This is a genomic window from Acinetobacter sp. ANC5681 (assembly GCF_023488045.1).
Classification (GTDB): domain Bacteria; phylum Pseudomonadota; class Gammaproteobacteria; order Pseudomonadales; family Moraxellaceae; genus Acinetobacter.
Window position 1 is genome coordinate 1 of the sequence record NZ_JAMFKZ010000035.1, and the last position, 21356, is coordinate 21356.

The window sequence follows — 21356 nt, forward strand, 5'->3', positions numbered from 1 at the left end:
ATATTCCACTACAAAAGTCAGCCAGTATTAGAGCGGAATTGGCAGGTCTAAAAAACATCAATATGTGGCTAACACTTGCCGTGGGTGCAGTTGGTTTTGGTGGTATGTTCTCTGCTTATAGTTATGTATCTCCAATTTTAACTGAATATACACACGCCGATATTCGTATCGTCCCGATTGCGCTAGCCATTTGGGGTGTTGGTATGGTGATTGGAGGTCTCGTTTCAGGCTGGCTAGCAGATAAAAGCCTATTTAAAACGATGATTGGAATTTTGGTGAGCTCTGCACTCGCCTTTGTACTTGCAAGTTTTATGATGTCTAATCTCTATACTGCGATTACAGCCTTATTTCTGATTGGTTTCACTGTGATTGGATTAGGTGGCGCATTACAAACACATTTAATGGACATCGCAGGGAATGCACAAACATTAGCGGCATCATTAAATCATTCTGCATTTAATTTAGCCAATGCCTTAGGCGCATTTCTTGGAGGATGGGTACTTAGCCATAATATGGGTTGGTTAGCACCGATCTGGGTAGGTTTTGTTTTAAGCCTGGGTGGTTTGGCAATTCTGCTCATTGCACTGGCGTATGCAAAATACTCACAGAAAAATGAATCTGTCGTTTCTTAATGACAGATTCATACATTGATTAAGATCAATTCATCAGCTTTGCAATTTGTCGGTCATGCCATTTGGACAGCAATAGCAAGGCAGTTATTACTCCAATTAAGGCAAAAAACATATCAGACTGGGTATCCCATTCATATCCTTGTGTACCAAGAAACTCTTGCGCACCTTGTCCAAGCGCTAATGCAGCTGCCCATTCAATCAATTCATAAGTCGCACTAATGGCCAGTACAATACAGATCACAATAAAACTGAGCATTTTCCCTTTGGCTAAAATCTGATGTCGAATCAAAATTTCCCGTGCAGCAATGGCAGGCACAAAACCTTGCATAAAATGTCCAATCTTGTCATAAGGATTTCGATCTAAACTGAACCATTGAGCGATCTCAAAACCTAAAGGTACACGTGCATAGGTATATGCCCCACCGACGATTAAAACAATGGCGTGCAAGAAAATTAAGCTATACAAAAGATTGGTGAGCGGAAATGTTTTATAGTTGTAAATCAATAATGGAACAATAATTAAGACAGGCAAAACCTCCATCACCCATGTACCACGGTCAAATGGATGAATACCTGAAATGATTAAAATCAACATAAGAATAAATGCCGCACAACACAACATCAGTTTTTGACTCATATAATCTCCTCTAATTTTATTATTTTGTCTTAACATGACTCGATTCTTAAAATTGATCCTCAACTCTATTTTTCATTAAACTTGACAATAAACTTGAGGTTTATTCGGATAATTTTTCACCACAATGCGGACAGTAATGATATTTCTTTTTTTCCTGTTGCTGATCTTCAAGCAGCTTCTCCCTAACCAACTGGATGATAATTTCATGGGTCTGCTCTTTTGGTAAACCCACTTTTTTCCGAATTCGTTCAATTTCAACTTGGTCATGCAACAAGTCCAGCCCTTTGGCTTGCAGAACTTCCCGAAACTCCTGTTCCAGTCTTTGATTGCGCTGGTTTAATTCATTTGCAAGACCTGAAGCCAAAATACCTGCAGGCAAAGCTGCAATACCAACACCTAGAATAGTAATAAACGCACCTAGTATTCGACCTAAATTGGTTACTGGTGTTACATCACCATAACCCACTGTTGTCAATGTAACAACCGCCCACCACATTGCTTTTGGAATTGAGCTAAATGCTTCAGGCTGAGCTTTATTTTCCACCACATAAATTGCGGATGCCGTCATCACAATCATAATGACCAAAATGAAAATAACTGCTTGGAAAGAACCTTTTTCTCGTTGAATTACCCTTAATAATATCTGTAATGAAACAAAATATCGGGTCAGTTTGAGTAAGCGGAATAAACGTAGAACTCGTAAAAAACGCAAATCGATATGAACAAAGAAATTCAGATATGCAGGTAAAATCGCCATTAGGTCAATAATCGCCCCGCCACTTTTCATCCAGCGAAACCGTTGTTTCCATGCTGATTCCTGTGGATTTTTTTCAACGATGCTCCATAGCCTTAATAAATATTCACCGCTAAAAATAAGGATTGAGAGATTTTCAAAAATATTGAAATAAGGCTGATATAGCTTATACAAGTCATCCACTGACTCCAATAGCACCGCTGCAACATTGGCAATGATTAGGGAAATCAGTAAGTAGTTGACACAGGTACTCACCTTACTTTTATAGTCATCATCATGCAGATTGTTATAAACAAACTGTCTTAGCTGTTGCCATGAAAATTGAGCCATACCATATTTATCGTTATATAAATCAGGTTAAAATGTATCATGTTGCCTGAGCGTTTGATAAGTCATTTCTATCTTTGGTTTAGTCTAGACCACTCTTAATGGATTTTTGAAAACTGGCTTCGTCGTAAGTTTCATTGAAATCTTTATATTGTGATTGACAAGAGTACGGAATATATTTCTTATCAGTCTATATTTGCTATTTGATTGTATAATAATGTGGATCTTTTTTCCATTTTACTTGTTCAAAGTCTAAATCAAAAAAACTTTCAACTTTTTGAGCAATTGGTTTCTTGAACAGTTTTGCATCCATATAAACAATGGTTTGATTCATTTTAATATTAAAGATCACTCGACCTCTTGGTATTTCCTCATATTCTAGATATTTTAAATGGTCAAATTGGTATCTTAATATTTCCCAATACCCAACATGAGTATAAGAACTATCAATCAGGCCTAATGAATCTACATCAGACAAAACAAAGTTATGGGCAATCCCAATGACTTGGTTTTTGTCATACCAGAATATACCTATTTTCATCATTTAGCTTCATCTAATTGTTTAAATTCTTCAATAACAGAATTAAAATTGGCAATCACTTCACCAATCCAACGATCAAATATTTCATTATCTTGAGTAACTAATAAATCAAGAGTTATTGAATCAAAATTACGGATATTGCATACCAATTTACTCATCCAAGACATCTCTAGTTTATTTTTATTGCTCTGAGATAACCATAAAGAATCATCAATAACATCTTTTAAATTGATATTACTATCTTCACAAACCACACCATAATGCAATCCTTCTGTGACCACAATAATCATAAACTTTAATAAAGGTACTGCTTCATGCTCAAAAATACACCCTATAAAATCTCGACTCATTCGCTTTGATTTTTGTAAATTTTTGAACCATCTTTTACATTTTGACAAATCATGCCGAACATTATTATATTTACTATCGAGTGAAATTGAATATCCTTGATAGTGATTGAAACTTGTATCAATTTCACTAAAAAATCTCTCTAATAATTCGCCACGAAATTCTTGACTCTGAAATATATGATTAATATCTGAAATAGCTTTAAACTGTTTCGAATCAACAGAAAGTAATAATTCCTTGATCGCACTTTTATTCGACATAATATTTCCTGTCATTTGTAGAACTAAATTTTTATATTGCTGTATAGCAGCCAAGATATTCGTCTGATCATTTAAATATTGCTCTATCTCACTTAACCAACCCAGCAAGTCATTTTGATAATTCAATATTGAAAGATCAACTGGTTGTGTAATATCACCATTCAAATAGTAACAACCATCCTCCTCATTTCTGAGGATATGACCTAAAGATTTTTTACTTGGTTGAGCATCCAATAGAGATAAATAAATCAATATTGGCTGTTTATTCTTTGCTATACAATATGAATAATAACGATTTAATTGTTTACTCTGATCTGAGGCATAAATCTTATTTTCAATAATCATTATTTGATGATCATTTCTTATTAAAATATCAATTTGATCTTTTCCTTCTCGTTTTTCCCTTTCTACAATTACTTTTGTATTTATATCAAAATTCAGTGAGAAATATTCGACAAATATTTTAAGAAAGATACTTCCCTGTCCATGACTCCCTTTAGGATTGAGTAAGTCAGCAATAATTGGAGTATGTGTATGTACTTCACTTGTTGCCATTCCCATTATTTTAATAAGATTAAAATACTCACCCTTAGATTTATTTTTTACAATGTTTTCTTCATTAGTCTTTACAACATGATCGATCAAACTTAATAATTGATTTTTTATATCCACAATATATCCAAAAAATAAGGACTGATTACTCAGCCCTTATTTATAGCTAAATCAACAAATTAAGTCAATTGAGCAGCCTGAATTTTCTTGGTATCAACTTGATCAGCTTCTTTTGTATATTCGCTCATCTTATCGAAGTTCAAGTATTTGTAGATGTCAGCAGCAGCGCTGTCAATTTGTGACGCGTACTGTTGATATTCTTCTGGGCTTGGTAATTTACCAAGAACCGCAGCTACAGACGCAAGCTCAGCAGATGCCAAGTAAACGTTTGCACCTTGACCTAAACGGTTCGGGAAGTTACGAGTAGAAGTCGATACACATGTTGTGTTCGGTGCTACGCGTGCTTGGTTACCCATACAGAGTGAACAACCTGGCATTTCAGTACGTGCGCCTGATTTACCATAGATGTTATAGAAGCCTTCTTCCATCAACTGATGCTCATCCATACGCGTTGGTGGCGCAATCCAAAGACGAGTTGATAAAGAACCACCTGGTACTTGCTCAAGCAATTTACCTGCAGCACGGAAGTGACCGATGTTTGTCATACAAGAACCGATGAATACTTCATCAATTTTGTCGCCTTGAACTTCAGAAAGAAGTTTAGCGTCATCTGGATCGTTCGGGCAGCAAAGAATTGGTTCTTTGATGTCAGCAAGATCGATTTCGTAAACTTTTAAGTATTCTGCATCAGCATCAGCTTTTAACAGGCTTGGGTTATCTAACCACTTCTGCATGTTTTCAGCACGGCGCGCTATTGTACGAGCATCGCCATAACCTTCTGCGATCATCCACTTCAACATGGTGATGTTAGAACGTAGGTATTCAGCAACTTTCTCTTCAGAAAGAGTGATTGAACAGCCAGCAGCAGAACGTTCAGCAGATGCATCAGAAAGCTCGAATGCTTGCTCAACAGTCAAGTCATTTTCCATTTCTGTTAAGTCGATCTCAAGGATACGACCAGAGAAGATGTTTTTCTTACCTTTCTTCTCTACAGTTAAGTCACCAGCTTTGATCGCATAGTAAGGAATCGCATGTACAAGGTCACGTAAAGTAATACCAGGCTGCATTTTACCTTTGAACTTAACAAGTACAGACTCAGGCATGTCAAGTGGCATAACACCAGTTGCAGCTGCGAACGCAACCAGACCAGAACCCGCTGGGAATGAAATACCGATTGGGAAACGAGTATGTGAGTCACCACCAGTACCAACTGTATCTGGAAGTAACATACGGTTTAACCAAGAGTGGATAATACCATCACCTGGACGTAAAGATACACCGCCACGGTTCATGATGAAGTCTGGTAATGTATGGTGAGTTGTTACGTCAACTGGTTTTGGATACGCAGCAGTGTGACAGAAAGACTGCATCACTAAGTCAGCTGAGAAGCCCAAGCACGCCAAGTCTTTTAACTCGTCACGCGTCATAGGACCAGTTGTATCTTGAGAACCAACAGTGGTCATCTTAGGTTCACAGTAAGTTCCAGGACGGATACCTTGACCTTCAGGAAGACCACATGCGCGACCTACCATCTTCTGAGCTTGTGTAAAACCTTTACCAGTATCAGCAGGTTGTACTGGAGTACGGAATAAAGTAGAAGGCTCAAGACCTAATTCTTCACGCGCTTTAGCTGTTAAACCACGACCAATAATCAGGTTAATACGACCACCAGCGCGTACTTCGTCTAATAGTACAGGCGTTTTAAGCTCAGCTTCTGCAATTTGTACACCGTCTTTGAATGCAGTAACTTTTGCAGCAGCATGATCAATTTTCAATACAACTTCGTCGCCCATGTTCATGTTCGCAACGTCGATTTCAACAGGTAATGCACCTGCATCTTCCATTGTATTGAAGAAAATTGGAGCGATCTTAGAACCTAAGCACACACCACCATCTTTTTTGTTTGGAATGTGTGGAAGTTCGTTACCGAAGAACCAAAGTACAGAGTTAGTTGCAGATTTACGGCTTGAACCCGTACCAACAACGTCACCCACGTAAGCAACTTGATTGCCTTTCGCGATCAATTCTTTGATTTGGCTTAATGGACCAACTTCACCTGGTTTTTCAGGGTAGATACCGTCACGCTCGTTTTTCAACATTGCATTTGCGTGTAATGGGATATCTGGACGGCTCCAAGCGTCTTGAGCTGGAGACAAGTCATCAGTATTGGTCTCACCTGTTACTTTAAACACAGTGATTTTGATTTCTTCTGGAACGTCAGCACGGCTTGTGAACCATTCTGCTTCAGCCCAAGATTGTAAAACAGCTTTAGCCGCAGCATTGCCAGCTTTTGCTTTGTCTGCTACGTCATGGAATGCATCAAATACAAGAAGAGTTTTCTTCAATGCTTCTGCAGCTAATTCAGCAAGCTCAGCATTGTCAAGAAGTTCAACTAAAGGAGCAACGTTATAACCACCAAGCATCGTACCTAGTAAGTAAACTGCACGCTCTTTAGTTACAAGTGGAGAAGTTGCTTCGCCTTTTGCTAGAGCAGCCAAGAAAGCAGCTTTAACATATGCAGCTTGGTCAACACCTGCTGGAACACGGTTTTCAAGCAAATCTACTAAAAATGCTTCTTCGCCTGCTGGTGGATTTTTTAATAAAGTTACAAGTTCAGCAGTTTGAGCATCATCAAGCGGCTTCGGTGGGACTCCGAGTGCGGCACGTTCTTCAACGTGTTGGCGGTAAGCTTCTAGCACAGTGTTATTCCTCTTTTTTAAAAAATTACTTGCAAGTTCCAGCTTGCTACAAGCTTTACAAGTAATATGGACAGCAAAATTTTACTAGACTTCGCGTTAAAAGTTAATGCAACTACCGTATTTCTACGTGATGCCCATTATTTTATAGCGAAATGTTCATCTCTTTTGAATACCGCTTTGGTCTTAGATCAAAGCTTAATAAAACAACAAATTACATGCATAAAAAAAGACAACTGATGTGTCTTTCAAATGAACCTATTAAAATGATTTATACTTTGGTAGCTGGTCATGTGGTGTAGCCAAGCATTGTTCAGTAAATTTCTGTTTCAACTGTTCACGTTCTGCATCAGGATTCGCCTTCAGTTGATCAATTGGCATTGCATATACCGTTTCAATAATTTCAAAGATAAATTTACGTGTTGTTTCATCTTCAATTTTATCTGCATGTTCTTTTGCTTGCTTTTGTTCAATGCCATTTTGACGGTCCAAAGTAATTGAACGCGCTGCATTGCCCACACTGACACAATAACCATGCCACTGTTCTGCTGGAGTTAATTGCTTTTTATCTGCACAACCAACTAGCACCAAACCTATTGCAATCAAAAAAACTTTTTTCATCATCGTACTGCGATTAATTTGATGCACACATCATACTGAAAGTTGTTCATTTTGCAAAAAAGAAGCGTTTAAATCCGTATGAGCTGCAATAAAATAATACAAATCATTTACTGCAACGCATGCTATTACCCATTTTCTGACATTTACCGCCTGTAGAAGAAAGATAGGTTGTGCCTGCAACTAAATTATAAGGTTTACCTTTCGCATCCCAACATCTTACACCATTGCAATTCTTCACAGGGATTAGTGCTTCACTCGCGGCTGTAATGGTTGCATTTGAGGTTGCAGTAGTTGTACCTGTTGATTTCGCTGTTTGTGTCGTTACCGTTGGAACATTTTTTTGTTCTTTGTTATTGGCCACGGAAACATTTATCGCACTGGGAGTTGTCACTGTTGTATTTATATTTTTTTTAGTTGGATCAAGTTGAGGATCTTGCTTCTGAGTGGGCGGTGGTGTTGCAGAATAAGTCGTTACTCCTTTCGAATCGACCCATTTATAATACTCTTTTGCATGTGCTTGGATTGTAAAGCTGAGCAATATTAAGCCTATAGTTGCCAAAAGTTGACTTAAAGTGACAGGTTTCATCCACTCTCTCCCAAAAATGTCATTAATCTTTATATTTTTCAATAGCTTATTTTTATTTTAGCATATTTTTAAAAATACCCAGCATAAAAAAACCTGCTTTATTTTCATAAAACAGGTTTTCTAAAAAAGCTTTAAAAACGCCAATTATAGAATACGTCAATGGCTCTCTCTAAAGATTGACTGGCTTCTAAGTATAAACGGCGATTCATTTGATAACGCAAGGTCAATTTATTTACAGGTGTAAATACGCCTATGCCATAACGAATAAACAGGTCTGGCGTGATATAGCCCGTTAAACTCACTTGGGTGTCATCACCTGTACCCTGTGCATCAAGTGCTAAACCACTGAGACCAAATGTTCGACCAATCTGATTCGTTAACGCCCGTGTTCCTCCTAAGCCCATACTGATGCCTGCGGCTGCAATGGTATTGTTTACATCAGATTTAAAGCCTTCTGTATTACTTAGGCCGCTACTTCCTTCATTGATACGACCTGTGACCAATGCATTCAATGCTTCTTGTTCAGATAAACCTGCATCATTATAAATTTGAACATTTGGAACGGTTGCTGTCCCAGTCACACGTAAACCAACCATACTACCTTGGACTGATTTATTCGCATCAATATCAAGTGTCGGATTCGCAAGTGGACCATTAAAACGTGCGATTGCGCGGTTCAAATCTAAGCTTTGACCATAAGCTTCAATCTTCACTTTCTGACTCACGCCAATTGCACCATTTGCTCGCATTGCAGTTTCTAAACCACGTTGTGATAAATGCAAGCGACCAACCAATGGAATATTACTTTCAAAACCTTGGAAGATCACTTGATTGCCCAATGTCAGAGTCATATCCGCGCGAATATCCCACGGTTTAGCTGCTTTCAATGTCGAAAGTAAATCTTGTCCTTGCTGTACGACTCGTACATCTGGTGAAATATTTACAACTGGTGCAGTAGTCTCTGGCATTGAAATACGAGCACGTGGTACATCAATCGTTCCTCTTAAACTCAATTGTTGTTTAAATGGGTAAACATCCAAATTTAAATCAGGTTGCACGATTGCGGTAATCATCGGCGCTTGGCGAATTAAAAGATTATCACCTTTCAAACTAAGCGCGAGATGAGGATCTTCTTTCCAATTGAAGCTACCTTTTAATCGCCCAACCCCTTGTCCACTGTTGAACGCACCATCAATACTGGCTGAATCTTGTCGAATAGATGAATAAAGCTGAATGTTGTTTAAATTTACAGGCAGTGAAATCATACTAATTGCGCCATTTTTTAAGCGCATTTCACCTGTAAATTGTGGTTGAGTCAGTGTGCCATTAATTTTTCCAGCCAGTGCAAGCGTGCCCGCCATTGAACGCACATCTTTAATAAATGGCTTGAATACTTTGAGTTGTACATTATCAAAAGCAACTTCACCACGCATTGGCATTCCATTTTGAAATGGATTCACGATCACGTTAGCGTAACCTGTACCAATGTCCGGTGTTTTCATATCCACACGGAATAATAAGCCATCATTGACACTTTTCGCGATTAAGCTCAATTCATCATAGGTGACTGTGGTCGCAATATCTTGAGGATCATCAGGTGCAAGGCCCAATGCTCCTTTACGAGTGACTAAACTTGCATCTAGTTTTGGGTGACTACCTTTAGCCCACGAAGCTCGAGCATAACCATTCAGTTGACCAGTAACTGCTAAACCTTCTGGCATAAATACCGCAAAATCATTTAAATCTAGATTTTTAGTAACAACTGAAAAATTACCTTTATTTTGGCTAATACGTGCCGATTGATCTAAACAAACCTGACTATGCAGACTTTGCCAACAATGCTGTCCAATATAAAGTTCAGATTGGGCTGTAGAATAAATGATGGCTGCACTTTGATTTTGTACTAAATCAATACGGCGTGATTTAAAGTGACCTTTTTGTAATTGTCCTAACCATTCATTGTTCTGATTGAAACCACCTGCAAGCTGTACATAAAAATTAGATTGGCGATTATTACTTTCAACTTTTAATATATGTGCTTTGCGCGTGCCTCCTAAGTTAATCGTTGCATTTTCTATTTCACGATTACCACTACGTAAATGATCAACTTTGGCAACTAATAATGTAGGTGTTGCTTCAGAAGTCGGCAATTCACCCTGAATACGCAGTGATTTAACGCTTGCCACATCCTTGAATGCGAAGTTATCCACGGCAATATTTGCAGTTGCTTTTAAACGTGGCTGTGATTGAACGTTTAAAACGCCGTAGGCACGACCTTGCAAACCTGGATAAAGCTCATACAAGGCTGGAGCATTTAGTTTCACTCTTAAACTTTGTGCATTGCCTGTGGCTTGTAACTGGTTCTGAGCATAGGCAAAAAATAAGTTATTGGCTTCAAACTGTTGCGGTAAAAAACCTTTCTGGTTGGAGTCTAGCAACAAAGTAAGGTTACCACGACCACGAACAGGTTTATTATTGAGAAAACCTGCCGCGTTTAAATCCCGAATATCAATGCGCTTCAGCTTTTCAGACCAAACGCCTTGTGTTTTAACATGCCCTGAGAGTTCACCTTTAAGTGTTGAAACAAAATACTGTGGTTTGAAGCGTACTAAAGATGCATTGATATCCCAACCAAGTTTATCTTTTAGGTTCACAGCACCTGTAGCAAAAATCTTACCTGCCACGCCATCATGTTTTAACTCATTAATTTTTATATATTCTGGTGTTCCTGCCACGTTGATTTTCAACAATCCATTGCCTTGATTTAATGCATTTAATGAACCGCTGTAATCAACTGCAAAACTTTTAAAACCTCCACCAGACTTCTGATCATTAAACATTAAAGCGGCTGTACTTTTGCCTTTTAATGCAACGGTTTCTATACGATCTGACTGAACAATTTGACCTTTTAAATCAATACGATCAAATTGAATGATCTGTCGATTCGGTTTTGCAAAACCAGTTGCTTTAATATCGCCATTTAATAAATTAACAGGTGCAGTAGCAACGACTGTTTGTGGATTAAAATTCTTGGCTTTAAGCTGAGCCTGCCAGGCTAACTGTTGCTTTTCAGTAGGTAATTTAACTTTTGCTTGCCCAGATAAACTCCCTTTCGCAGCCTGATAACGAAAGTTTTCAACATTCAGTAGATTTGATTTTATATCAAGACGGGCATCATATTTACCCGTTGGTAATAATGCTTTCTCATGAGGTTTTACTGTTGTAGAAACATAAATATCTTGTTGACCTTGTTTTAAGGCAATGTCGGTATGACCGTCTTCGCTAGTCAACCAACCAATATAAGGAACTGCCCGATCTATATTTTTCCATGCCACATTTAATAGCATCGGCTGTGGTTTGTGATCTTTCGGTGCAGCTTGATTGAGTTTAACAGCCCAAGTTTCATATTGATCAAAAGCAAGCTGTGCACTTAAAGCTAAACCTTTTTCCATAGACCCAGATGAACTTAAATTAGCATCTAAATTAGGCGGTAAAAAATCCTTTGCGATTTGCGGAACAGTTTTATCTTTAGGGTTTAAATGATCCAAACGACCTTGAATATCCCATGAAACATGCTCATGCCAATTGACTAAACCTTTGAGTGCAATAGATCCACCCATTAATTGACCATTAAAGTCTTGAATATTCAATTGATTCTTTAGATCTGTCTCCATTAAAGCATTGTATTTACCTTCGGGGATTTGCTCACCTGTCAAATCGGTATCTAGATTTAAAACCAATTTTCGAATATCGCCGCTAAATCTTGCAACACCATCTTTGGCAAATAATTTCTGTTCTTGCAACAAAGGTAAATGATAATTTTTAAAAAGCAGTTCGCCTTGCATCGGTACGTGATCACGCACCGGGTGTATAACAGCCCAACCTGTTAATAAATCTGGGGTCTGTGTTGCGACACCTGCTTTTAATGTATCTAAAGATCCCGCTGCAACAACTTTAATAGTATGAATATTTAAACTTTTTAACGATGGAATGATTAGATCTGCTTTCGCATTAATTGGATATTTACCACTAAAATCCATTTTCCCTGTGGCGTGTTGGACTGCTAAATATCCCATATCCATTTTAGAATCCTTAAACTCTAATTTGGTTCCAGACCATAGGGCATCTTTCAAGTAAATATCATTAAAACCAACTTTCGATGTTTGAGCTTTAATCTCAAGATGATCAAGAGTTGCTTCATCTACACGCAATACGAATGGAAGTTTGATTGCATCAAAGGCAAATGGCTTACCTGAAGGCGATTTTTTGTTGATCACTTTCAGATTACGTACATCAGCATGACTTAAATGTATTTCTTTATTTAAGATTGCGCGCCAACCAAGAGAAACATCAGCACGATCCAAAGTAACATCTACAGCTTTTAATTGAACTAAAACATTCTTAAGGATGATTCCTCTGAGTAAATTTCCCCCCTCATATTCATAACGAATCATTTTTTGGCTTTGCAATACCCGATCTAATAAAAAACGACTGCCTTTGTCGGTAGAAATCATAACGATTAAAGAGCTAACCAATAACAAAAGTATGATCGACAAAATTAAAGCAACACTTCTCACGATGCGTCGTTCTGGTCTTGGTCCAACTGGTGGCGTTAGTTGCGGTTCTACTTCCGTCATAATCAACCTAAAATTGTTTGAGCTTTTCTAAAGGATGTTTTTAAATTATTAAAGCTGTGAGCCGATGAAAAAATGTAATCGGATCGGGTTATTGTCATTGGAAATACCAGATGCCACATCAAGCCGTATTGGTCCTATTGGTGATCTCCAACGGATACCAACACCAATACTATATTCGGTTGGGTTACTAAACTGTTTGTCATACGCATTACCAAAATCAGAGAAAATTGCTGCTCGCCAACCATCTTTAAACTGATAATTGTACTCTAAAGATCCTACGCCTAAAGCTTGTCCACCGATTTTAAAACCGTTCTCCTCTGGCGAAAGACTTTTGTAATCGAAACCGCGTAAGGACTGGTCTCCACCTGTAAAGAAACGGAGGTTATAAGGCACTTTTTTAAAATCATCTGTGAAAATATAACTGGTGTCAGCTCGACCTACAAATTGGTGATTTTCATTTTCACCCAATGAATAAATAAAACGCCATCCACCTGTCAAAATTGCCATATTTGCATTTGATAATAATGACTCTGTCCCTAATTCAAGCTTGTAGGTTTGCTTAAAACCTTTGGTTGGATTCAAGAGGGAATTACTATTGGTCTTAGAAAGTTCATATCCAAATAACAAGGATTCTTGTTCCGAATCAATCCCTGATACTTTAAAAGCGTCAGGTAATTCATTGATATCAATATCACCTTTTTTAGTTAGGCGATCTAAACGGTAACGTAAACCAATGATGTGTTGCCAATCACCCAAAGGATTTTTAATAACACGTTCACCACCTAAAACAGCGGACTCAACCAATAAATTAATATCTGGGCCAATGTCATTGCGCTCTTCACGCTCGTAACCACCGACAACATTAAAATAATCATTTAACGGATGTTTATAAGGAATGCTATATCGCCCATCTATAGATTGACGAATTTGTGAAACCTCAATATTGGCATCAAATGCATGACCATACTTATTTACAATTGCTCGTCTGTATTGACTACGCACACGAGCACCCGTGTCTGTACCGTAACCAATACCAGTTTCTAAACTATTCAAACGGTCGGCATTAAGCGTTACTACGACTGGAATTTTTTTCTCAATTCTCGTTTGCTCTTCTAATTTCCGGCGTTCATCTTCTTCATCATCATGTTCATGTGATAAGGGCATAGAGCGTGCTAGAGCATAGGCTTGAGGGGGTTGACCTCCAGAGAATTGTGTTTCATCAACGACATTTTGCGTCACTTGTTGTGCAGAAGTTACTTTTTGTCTTGCCAATTCTGCTTTCTGTTGACTATTTAGCAATTGAGATTGTTGGATTTTCTGTTGATCGACTAAAGCTTGAAGATCTGGCGCTAACTCTAAAGTAGGCTGAACTGGATCAGGTTTAATCGTATCTACCAATGTGTAATTAAAGTAACGTGTATTCGTTAAGTTATTTGCTAAGGCATTTACACGCCAAAATGCATAGTCATCACCCTCTTTCCAAGGTGCCAAACTATCTAAAACTTTTTGAGTTAAAGGCAATGGCTTAGTTGGATCGCTCATACGATACTCAACTTGTTTAAGTTTATATCGCTCGCCCGTCTCATATTTTAGATTAATTTCAGCTACTTTTTCTGGCTGGGTAATTTTGACATCATGCAAACGCCAATAACTATCAAAAAAACCGTTATCCGATGCGGCATTCACTATCTTTGTTTTTGTTGTTTCATATTTACCGTGATTAAAGATATCCCCTTTGTCTTGTTCTGGGATCAAGCGTAAAACTTGGAAGTGAGGCAGGTTTTCACCCGCACCAGAAAATTCAATATTTTGCTCTTTAATACGGACGGGTTCATTCGGTGTGACAATGACTTTAACTTTATTATCACTTACCCTTTCAAATTTATACGTGGCATTATAATAGCCTACAGCTTGTGCAGCCTGATTGGTCAACACTCTTAACTGAGGTAAAGCGGTGTTAAAGTCTTCAAAAGATTCTTGAGTAAAACTTGATAGTTTTGCTTTTATATTTGCAGCCAACGCAGGAGGCGCTCCAGCTACATCAGCAGTAATACGCGGAATTTTCTCTGCACCCATCAAGCTATCTGGGTGAAAACGATTCCATATTTTTCGGAAGAAACCGACTTTTTCTTTAGGCTGATCACTTTGTGTTTGAAACTCTGGTAGTGTTCTACCCGTTTCATTTGCTTCAACGACAATCTTACTGTCGGTTTGAATATCTTGCATCAGCCGATTAATATCCACTGGAGCCTTAGTAATTTCTATCAGTTCAGGCGGTGAAATGTCTTTAATAACTGTTGGTGGATTTTTTGACGTACTTTCTCGATAAGCTTGGGCCTCATTTTTTGCATTCTCAGCCTCACGAAAAATTTCATTCGCCATTGTTTGGTCAACAGGGATAACTGGCAAATTTTCTAAATTATCATCAAGCTGAATCGGTTTTAATTCATTAATCTGATTATTAGACTGCTCTTGCTGTTTCAATGCCAACAAGCTGTCTTGTTCGGCTTGATTAGCAAGAGACTGATTTGTACTGCTTGATAAAACAGTTGATGTATCCTCAGTACTTTGATCAGACTTAACTTGATTCAAAGACTGTTGGTCTACGGTTTTATTATTTGATGTATCTGTTAATTGTTCTTGTGCACAAGCAGCTGATATACAAGAAGTAATTAAAAAAGTGCTACAAATAAGTTTAGGAAAGCTCTGCATTTTAAATATTAAATGCATAGAATGAACCAACGTTAACTGTTTAAAATTAGCTTTAGATGACATGTAGAACTCTAAACTTATTTTTAATTTATCATTTGTGACTGGTGAAAATACTTCAAATCTTTGATTTTCATCCAATCAAATATCAAAGTATCATACATGCATTTTGTAGCATTTTTACAGTACGTCACATTTTTTTATAAAACACAATCAAGTGAACACACAATGAAACAAGATGAGCGCTTAATGACATCACGTCGGTTTGCACCGATGTTTTTCACTCAGTTTTTTGGAGCCTTAAATGACAATGTTTTTAAGCAAGCTCTACTTTTAGTGATCACTTATGGTTGGATCCAGCAACAAAGTGCCCCCGTCAGTACACTCAATAATTTAGCTGCCTTATTATTTATCTTGCCTTACTTTTTCTTTTCTGCAACTGCTGGGCAAATTGCTGATAAATATGAAAGATCTCAACTCATTCGCTTTATAAAAATATTAGAAATTATCATTATGTTGATTGGAACCGCGGGGTTCTTGCTTGGAAATTTATGGTTACTACTTTTTGCATTATTTCTGATGGGGACGCATTCAACTTGTTTTGGTCCAATCAAATATGCAATTTTACCAGAAATTCTAAAACAAGAAGAATTGATGTCTGGTAATGCACTTTTCCAATCAGGTACATCGATCGCAATATTATTAGGAATGATTCTTGGAGGTGCAGTTATTGCATCATCGGAAGGAAACTTATTGTGGATTAGTGTCACTGTTGTCATCATAGCTTGCTTAGGCTATTTATGTAGCCGATTTATTTTACCTCAAAAGGTTGCAGCGCCAGATTTACAAATTGATTGGAATTTTTTTCGTACAAGTTTTCAAACTTTAAAATATGCTAAAAGCCTTCCAATCATATTTATTGTTTTGCTCGGTAATTCTTGGTATTGGTTTTATGGCGCAACCTATTTAACTCAAATTCCTCAATTGACCCAACAAAACCTGCATGCTTCTGAAAACGTTGTCAGTCTACTCCTCACTTTTTTCTCTGTTGGCATTGGTGTAGGTTCATTACTGTGCAGACGTATCGGTGGTACAGAGATCAATATTAAAATGGTACCTTACGGTGCGATTGGGTTAACGATCTTTGCTTTGTATTTAGCAGCGAGCCTCACTTTTGTTCCTGAACGAACTGGCGATTTACTGAGTTTAAAAGATATTTTTACCCAAGGTGTCGTGTACTATCATGTCATGCTTGCCGTGACTTTATTAGGTATTAGTGGTGGATTTTATATTGTGCCGCTATATGCAATGATGCAAGCTTACTCACCACGTTCTCATCGTGCGCGTGTAGTAGCCGCAAATAATATTCTAAATGCTGTATTTATGGTTTCTTCTGCAGTTTTCTCAATTTTAATCTTAAGCATTTTAAAAATTGATATTAAAATATTATTTACGATTACTGCAGTTTTAAGTGCAATTTTCTCATTTTGGTTATTAAAGCGTTTAAAACCGTTGTTAGAAAATGCACCCAATACTTTAGAGGATTAATATATGCGTCATTTTACAGGTATCGATAAACTTATTAATTCTTTTGATCAGGCTTTGCGTAGCTTGGTGCCAGGGGCAACTGCTGCTCAGCGATCTAATCCAGCAAATTCAGAACCTTCACAATTATGTGTTAGCGATGCTCGCCATGTAGCAGGTTTAATGCGTGTCAATCATAGTGGCGAAGTCTGTGCACAAGCCCTTTATCACGGCCAGGCGCTCACTGCAAAACTCCCCCATGTTCGAGAAGAAATGCAACAAGCTGCGATAGAAGAACAAGATCATCTCGCTTGGTGTGAAGATCGTTTAAAAGAATTAGACAGTCATACGAGCGTACTCAATCCAATTTGGTATGGTTTATCTTATGGCATGGGTGCAATAGCAGGTATTGCAGGTGACAAATATAGCTTAGGGTTTGTCGCTGAAACTGAACGCCAAGTCAGCCAACATCTACAGGAACATATTCAACAACTTCCATCTCATGATGATCGTTCACGTAAAATTTTAGAACAAATGAATGAAGATGAATTACACCACCGCGATACAGCCTTAAAGGCTGGAGGTGTTGATCTACCTGTACCTGTGCGTATTACCATGACAGCTATATCAAAATTAATGACTAAAACCAGTTATTATTTATAAATAAAAAAGGGGAAATTGTAACTTCATCATTCCCCTTTTTTTATTACTTCAATCAATTTAAATAATTCTATTTAAAAATTAGCGCAACCCACGTTCAGCTTTAAAACGTTCCAAATTTCGAACTGCATCTTGATAACGTGATTGAACTCTGCTGCTATTGATGCGCAAATCATATAAACGTTTTCTATAATCATCACGATCCTTAACAGATAAGTCTTTACGCTCTAACTCTTTTAAATAATAGTTAATATCATTTTGTGAGCGATCAAACTCCGAGTTTGCTTGGTAGTAGTCATTTGCAACTTGATAATATATTCGCAAAGACTCACGTTTGTCTAACGGACAAATACGAAAATCACCACGCCCTTCTAACGCTTCATTAAAAATAGTTTCTGGTCGACAGTAATAGCCCAAACCTTTTTGGTAGCCTTGTTCGTAAAGCTTTTGATTCGGCACAATATTGGCTTTTTGACAAGAAGAATAATATTTATCTAATCGAGATTGCTGTCCTGCTGCACCATCTTTTTCTCCAACATTAAACCAATTTGCAATTTTACATTGTTCAACACTCATGGCAGCACAGCCTGAGAGTAAAATTGTAAAACCTACTAACAATGAAATTTTATTCATGGAATATTGTTCCTATTATTATAGTGTTAGATAGCAATAACGGGATAAGAATTTTTCCTATCGTAATCTAAATCTGGAACCTGCCACAAATCATAAAGTGGAATTTTAACATCTAAGGCTAATGGTAACTTTTTTGGATTAAATTGCATATCTTCTAAAGTCTCCCCCCAAGCAATCACATCAATATCCAAGCTAATATTATGTGATGGACGAACTCGACCAGATTGTGCTTCTAAGTTTTTCAGGGTTTCAGTGATCTCATCAACATTCAGTCGACTTTTTAATAAACAAGCTGAATTCCAATAATCGGCACCAACACGATCTCGACATGGGATTCTATAAATTGAAGAAAATTCCACTATACCTAAGCTTAATATCTGTTGATAAGCAAAAGTGAAATTTTGTTTTTGTTTGAGGTTACTCGCCAATGCGAGCGCAAAAATTGTTTCTGTTGCGTTCAAGGCGAATTCCTACTGCATTGGCTTGTGCAATGATGGCGGGTTTGCGAATGGTGATACTGATCGATTCGATCGTGGGGAAAGTCGTAAATAAACATTCAAGTACCAATTGTGCGGCGTGCTCAATCAGTTTCGGTTTAGCCTCTTGTATAACTTGGGCTGCAAGCTCACAGATTTGCGCATAGTTGAGCGTATCTTCCAACTCATCCGAGTATGCAGCTTGTGATAGATCATTATGAATAATGAGATCTAGCATCAAAGGTTGAATAATTTGGCGTTCCCAGTTGAAACAGCCAACCACAGTATCCACCTTCAACCCTTCAATTATAATGGCATCCATAATGACCTAATGAACCGATAAATAAATTAATGCTTTAAAAACGAAGCAGGTTCAATATTGTGAACCATTTTTAAACGTTGGTCAGCATAAATATCGGTATACGGTGCGAGAACACGCATGAAACGATCAAAATATAGCATTTGCTTGAATAACAAAGCGAAGTCACGCGGGAATTTGATACCATGACGCTCACCGACAGCCACCATATCCATCATAATGTCATTCAAATCTGCTGGATTGGAACTGAGAATTTCTTGCGGATCTGCCAGTAATACACCGCTAAATAAACGCTCTAAATCATCAGCCAAGACTTGAGTGTCAATTTTATGATGAGTCATGCCCATTTTCAGCATATTCTCAGCCATCGCAACATAATTGGTATGCTGTAATGCATCCATAAATGCCATACATGCTGTCCAAACTTCAGGGTTTAACTGACCAACAATACCAAAATCAATAAAACCAATACGACCATCTTCAAGTAACATCAGATTTCCAGCATGTAAATCAGCATGGAAACTCTTACATAGCATGAGACTACCAAACCAAGTATTCATTGCAGTAATCAGAACTTGTGTTGGGTCTTTGGCATATTTTTTAACAACATCAAAATCAGTTAATGACACCCCGTACAGGCGCTGCATAGTAAGTACACGACGCGTTGAAAATTGATGATAAACTTTTGGTGCAGTGGCAGCCTGATTGCCAGAAATGTTCAGATATTGAATAAAGTCATCCAGATTCTGTGCTTCTTCAATAAAATCAACTTCACGTACCATACGTGTTTTGATCTCATCCACAATTTCAGAAAGTGAAGCAAATTTAATTTTAGGAACTGCTCTTTCTAATAGTTTTGTCGCCCAATGCACTACATTTAAGTCAGTATATAAAATGGTTTCGACACCAGGTTTTTGAACCTTTAATACCACATCTTCACCCGTAACCAGTCGAGCGGCATGGACTTGCGCAATTGAAGCTGAAGCTAGTGGCTTTTCATCGATAAAACTAAAAATTTCATTCAGATTACGACCTTCAAATTCTTCAGCTAATACTTGTTGGATATAGCTAAATGGTAAGGTTGGCGTTTGATCTAAACAGCCTTGGAATTCCTGAACGTATTCACGAGGGAATAAAGACGGCGTACTGGCAATAAATTGACCCAATTTAATATATGTTGAACCAAGCGACTCAAAGGTCTCACGCATAAGCTTTGCATTACTTGGTTTTTCAGTTGCATATTTCACACCTGCTTGTGCCGCAACAATAACTGTTTCACCGATACGTGCAACAGAACGTAATCCATCGAATAAAATATTTCTTTTCATAATCTTTCATTGCCTTACAGATGGTCTTAGTTTAGCAAATTTTGCTCAATTTACCGATCAAGTTGCCTGACAAACTGGACAATTTACATCTTTTTCAAATTTAAGAATGCGTTGCGATAGATTTAAACCATTCCAAAGCAACAATTTTTGCTTTAATGGTGTCAGACCAAGTCCTAAAAACAACAAAGTGTGATGCGCTTGTAATGACGCTATCATTACAGGAGTGGTAGCTAATACACCTGACTCCGCACAACGGAACCCTTCATTGGCATGATCTTCTTTCGGAAACAGACATTCATAACAAGCTGAATCAGCATCCACCATAAACAGTTGCCCTTCAAAACCAATGGCTGACGCACTGATAAGCGGTACTTTATGTTTTCTACACAGCGCATTCACTAGATAGCGGGTCGTAAAATTATCACAACCATCCAAGACTACATCTTGATGCTGTACAAGTTCATCAGCATTCGTTTCATCGAATCGTATATTTTGATAGCTAACTTGTATATGCGGATTAATGTCTTTTAGATGCTTTGCCAGTATTTCGGCTTTGTATCGACCTAAATCTTTTGTCGTAAAGGCAATTTGTCTTTGCAGATTACTCATTTCAATCGTATCGGCATCGACAATGGTAATTTTACCTACACCTGCACGTGCCAACAGCTCAGCACTGGTACAACCGATACCACCTGCGCCGATTATTAGCACATTGGCGAGTTTTAGTTTTTCTTGTGCTTCGATATCCCAACCATCTAATAAAATCTGACGACTATAGAGATGCATTTCCTCATTACTTAGCTCAAATTCGTTTTCCAAATGGTCTGACACGGGACTTACTTCTTTATCATCAAAAGTGTTCATGATTTTAAGTCGATGTGGGTTCTGAGGAAAGTAATAAATTAGAACGAACATGATGTGTGCTTAAAAAACAGGAGGGTTTAACTTGGTAAACTATACATACTCATTAGGAGTTTACCATGAGCAAGAAACAGA

17 protein-coding genes are annotated in these 21356 nt (G+C 37.8%); 3 read left to right on the forward strand and 14 right to left on the reverse strand.

All coding sequences use genetic code 11. The features are described 5' to 3' along the window. Positions 1-632 (forward strand): MFS transporter (locus tag M5121_RS13870; protein WP_249571499.1); only part of this gene is annotated, 632 nt, incomplete at its 5' end. 25 nt (positions 633-657) lie between these two features. On the opposite strand, the gene M5121_RS13875 is transcribed toward M5121_RS13870, so the two are convergent. The 9 genes from M5121_RS13875 to M5121_RS13915 form a co-directional block, all read right to left on the reverse strand. Continuing rightward, complete coding sequence (locus tag M5121_RS13875; RefSeq protein WP_249571500.1) at positions 658-1269, reverse strand: DUF2238 domain-containing protein; 612 nt, start codon at positions 1267-1269, stop codon at positions 658-660. A gap of 100 nt (positions 1270-1369) precedes the next feature. Then, positions 1370-2353 (reverse strand): ion transporter, encoded by a 984-nt coding sequence (locus tag M5121_RS13880; protein WP_249571501.1) that lies wholly within the window; start codon positions 2351-2353, stop codon positions 1370-1372. A 196-nt stretch (positions 2354-2549) separates the two neighbouring features. Next, entirely contained in the window at positions 2550-2894 is a 345-nt protein-coding gene (locus tag M5121_RS13885) for a hypothetical protein (RefSeq protein WP_151958854.1), read from the reverse strand. Continuing rightward, entirely contained in the window at positions 2891-4171 is a 1281-nt protein-coding gene (locus M5121_RS13890; RefSeq protein ID WP_004680849.1) for a PDDEXK-like family protein, read from the reverse strand. The genes M5121_RS13885 and M5121_RS13890 overlap by 4 nt, the downstream gene beginning before the upstream one ends. Before the next feature lie 59 nt (positions 4172-4230). Continuing rightward, a complete protein-coding gene (locus M5121_RS13895) occupies positions 4231-6870 on the reverse strand; it encodes a bifunctional aconitate hydratase 2/2-methylisocitrate dehydratase (protein ID WP_249571502.1) in 2640 nt (879 codons plus the stop codon). Between the two features lie 258 nt (positions 6871-7128). Then, positions 7129-7488, reverse strand: a complete 360-nt coding sequence (locus M5121_RS13900; protein WP_005160491.1) for a hypothetical protein — start codon at positions 7486-7488, stop codon at positions 7129-7131. A 103-nt stretch (positions 7489-7591) separates the two neighbouring features. Next, positions 7592-8074 (reverse strand): DUF4124 domain-containing protein, encoded by a 483-nt coding sequence (locus tag M5121_RS13905; protein ID WP_249571503.1) that lies wholly within the window; start codon positions 8072-8074, stop codon positions 7592-7594. 131 nt (positions 8075-8205) lie between these two features. Continuing rightward, entirely contained in the window at positions 8206-12711 is a 4506-nt protein-coding gene (locus M5121_RS13910) for a translocation/assembly module TamB domain-containing protein (protein ID WP_249571504.1), read from the reverse strand. Between the two features lie 48 nt (positions 12712-12759). Further along, a complete protein-coding gene (locus M5121_RS13915; protein ID WP_249571505.1) occupies positions 12760-15486 on the reverse strand; it encodes an autotransporter assembly complex protein TamA in 2727 nt (908 codons plus the stop codon). Positions 15487-15648: 162 nt separating this feature from the next. On the opposite strand from M5121_RS13915, the gene M5121_RS13920 reads away from it, so the two are divergent. Further along, positions 15649-16968: an MFS transporter gene (locus tag M5121_RS13920; RefSeq protein WP_249571506.1), complete on the forward strand. Its 1320-nt coding sequence runs from the start codon at positions 15649-15651 to the stop codon at positions 16966-16968. 3 nt (positions 16969-16971) lie between these two features. Further along, positions 16972-17607: a 2-polyprenyl-3-methyl-6-methoxy-1,4-benzoquinone monooxygenase gene (gene coq7 / locus M5121_RS13925; protein ID WP_005215865.1), complete on the forward strand. Its 636-nt coding sequence runs from the start codon at positions 16972-16974 to the stop codon at positions 17605-17607. A 78-nt stretch (positions 17608-17685) separates the two neighbouring features. Here coq7 and M5121_RS13930 read toward each other — a convergent pair whose 3' ends face one another. From M5121_RS13930 to M5121_RS13950, 5 genes are read right to left on the reverse strand one after another with little or no spacing between them, the layout of a single operon-like run. Next, entirely contained in the window at positions 17686-18237 is a 552-nt protein-coding gene (locus M5121_RS13930; protein WP_249571507.1) for a DUF2799 domain-containing protein, read from the reverse strand. 26 nt (positions 18238-18263) lie between these two features. After that, positions 18264-18698: a 2-amino-4-hydroxy-6-hydroxymethyldihydropteridine diphosphokinase gene (locus M5121_RS13935; RefSeq protein WP_249571508.1), complete on the reverse strand. Its 435-nt coding sequence runs from the start codon at positions 18696-18698 to the stop codon at positions 18264-18266. Further along, on the reverse strand, positions 18655-19035 hold the full coding sequence (gene folB, locus M5121_RS13940; protein ID WP_005160521.1) for a dihydroneopterin aldolase: 381 nt from the start codon (positions 19033-19035) through the stop codon (positions 18655-18657). Before folB ends, M5121_RS13935 begins: the two co-directional genes overlap by 44 nt. 26 nt (positions 19036-19061) lie before the next feature. Further along, the gene (locus M5121_RS13945) at positions 19062-20360 is read right to left on the reverse strand and encodes an ABC1 kinase family protein (protein ID WP_249571509.1); all 1299 of its coding nucleotides are present in this window, start codon (positions 20358-20360) and stop codon (positions 19062-19064) included. Between the two features lie 57 nt (positions 20361-20417). Then, positions 20418-21224, reverse strand: coding sequence for a HesA/MoeB/ThiF family protein (locus tag M5121_RS13950; protein ID WP_283772310.1), 807 nt, complete (start codon positions 21222-21224; stop codon positions 20418-20420). Positions 21225-21356 lie beyond the last annotated feature (132 nt).

Bases quoted from the DNA above. Each gene is read 5' to 3' on its own strand.
- M5121_RS13920 (WP_249571506.1), top strand. From the start codon at position 15,649: ATGAAACAAGATGAGCGCTTAATGACATCACGTCGGTTTGCACCGATG.
- M5121_RS13875 (WP_249571500.1), bottom strand. From the start codon at position 1,269: ATGAGTCAAAAACTGATGTTGTGTTGTGCGGCATTTATTCTTATGTTG.
- M5121_RS13930 (WP_249571507.1), bottom strand. From the start codon at position 18,237: ATGAATAAAATTTCATTGTTAGTAGGTTTTACAATTTTACTCTCAGGC.
- M5121_RS13915 (WP_249571505.1), bottom strand. From the start codon at position 15,486: ATGTCATCTAAAGCTAATTTTAAACAGTTAACGTTGGTTCATTCTATG.
- folB (WP_005160521.1), bottom strand. From the start codon at position 19,035: ATGGATGCCATTATAATTGAAGGGTTGAAGGTGGATACTGTGGTTGGC.
- M5121_RS13900 (WP_005160491.1), bottom strand. From the start codon at position 7,488: ATGAAAAAAGTTTTTTTGATTGCAATAGGTTTGGTGCTAGTTGGTTGT.
- M5121_RS13945 (WP_249571509.1), bottom strand. From the start codon at position 20,360: ATGAAAAGAAATATTTTATTCGATGGATTACGTTCTGTTGCACGTATC.
- M5121_RS13885 (WP_151958854.1), bottom strand. From the start codon at position 2,894: ATGATGAAAATAGGTATATTCTGGTATGACAAAAACCAAGTCATTGGG.
- M5121_RS13910 (WP_249571504.1), bottom strand. From the start codon at position 12,711: ATGACGGAAGTAGAACCGCAACTAACGCCACCAGTTGGACCAAGACCA.
- M5121_RS13950 (WP_283772310.1), bottom strand. From the start codon at position 21,224: ATGAACACTTTTGATGATAAAGAAGTAAGTCCCGTGTCAGACCATTTG.
- M5121_RS13880 (WP_249571501.1), bottom strand. From the start codon at position 2,353: ATGGCTCAATTTTCATGGCAACAGCTAAGACAGTTTGTTTATAACAAT.
- M5121_RS13905 (WP_249571503.1), bottom strand. From the start codon at position 8,074: ATGAAACCTGTCACTTTAAGTCAACTTTTGGCAACTATAGGCTTAATA.
- coq7 (WP_005215865.1), top strand. From the start codon at position 16,972: ATGCGTCATTTTACAGGTATCGATAAACTTATTAATTCTTTTGATCAG.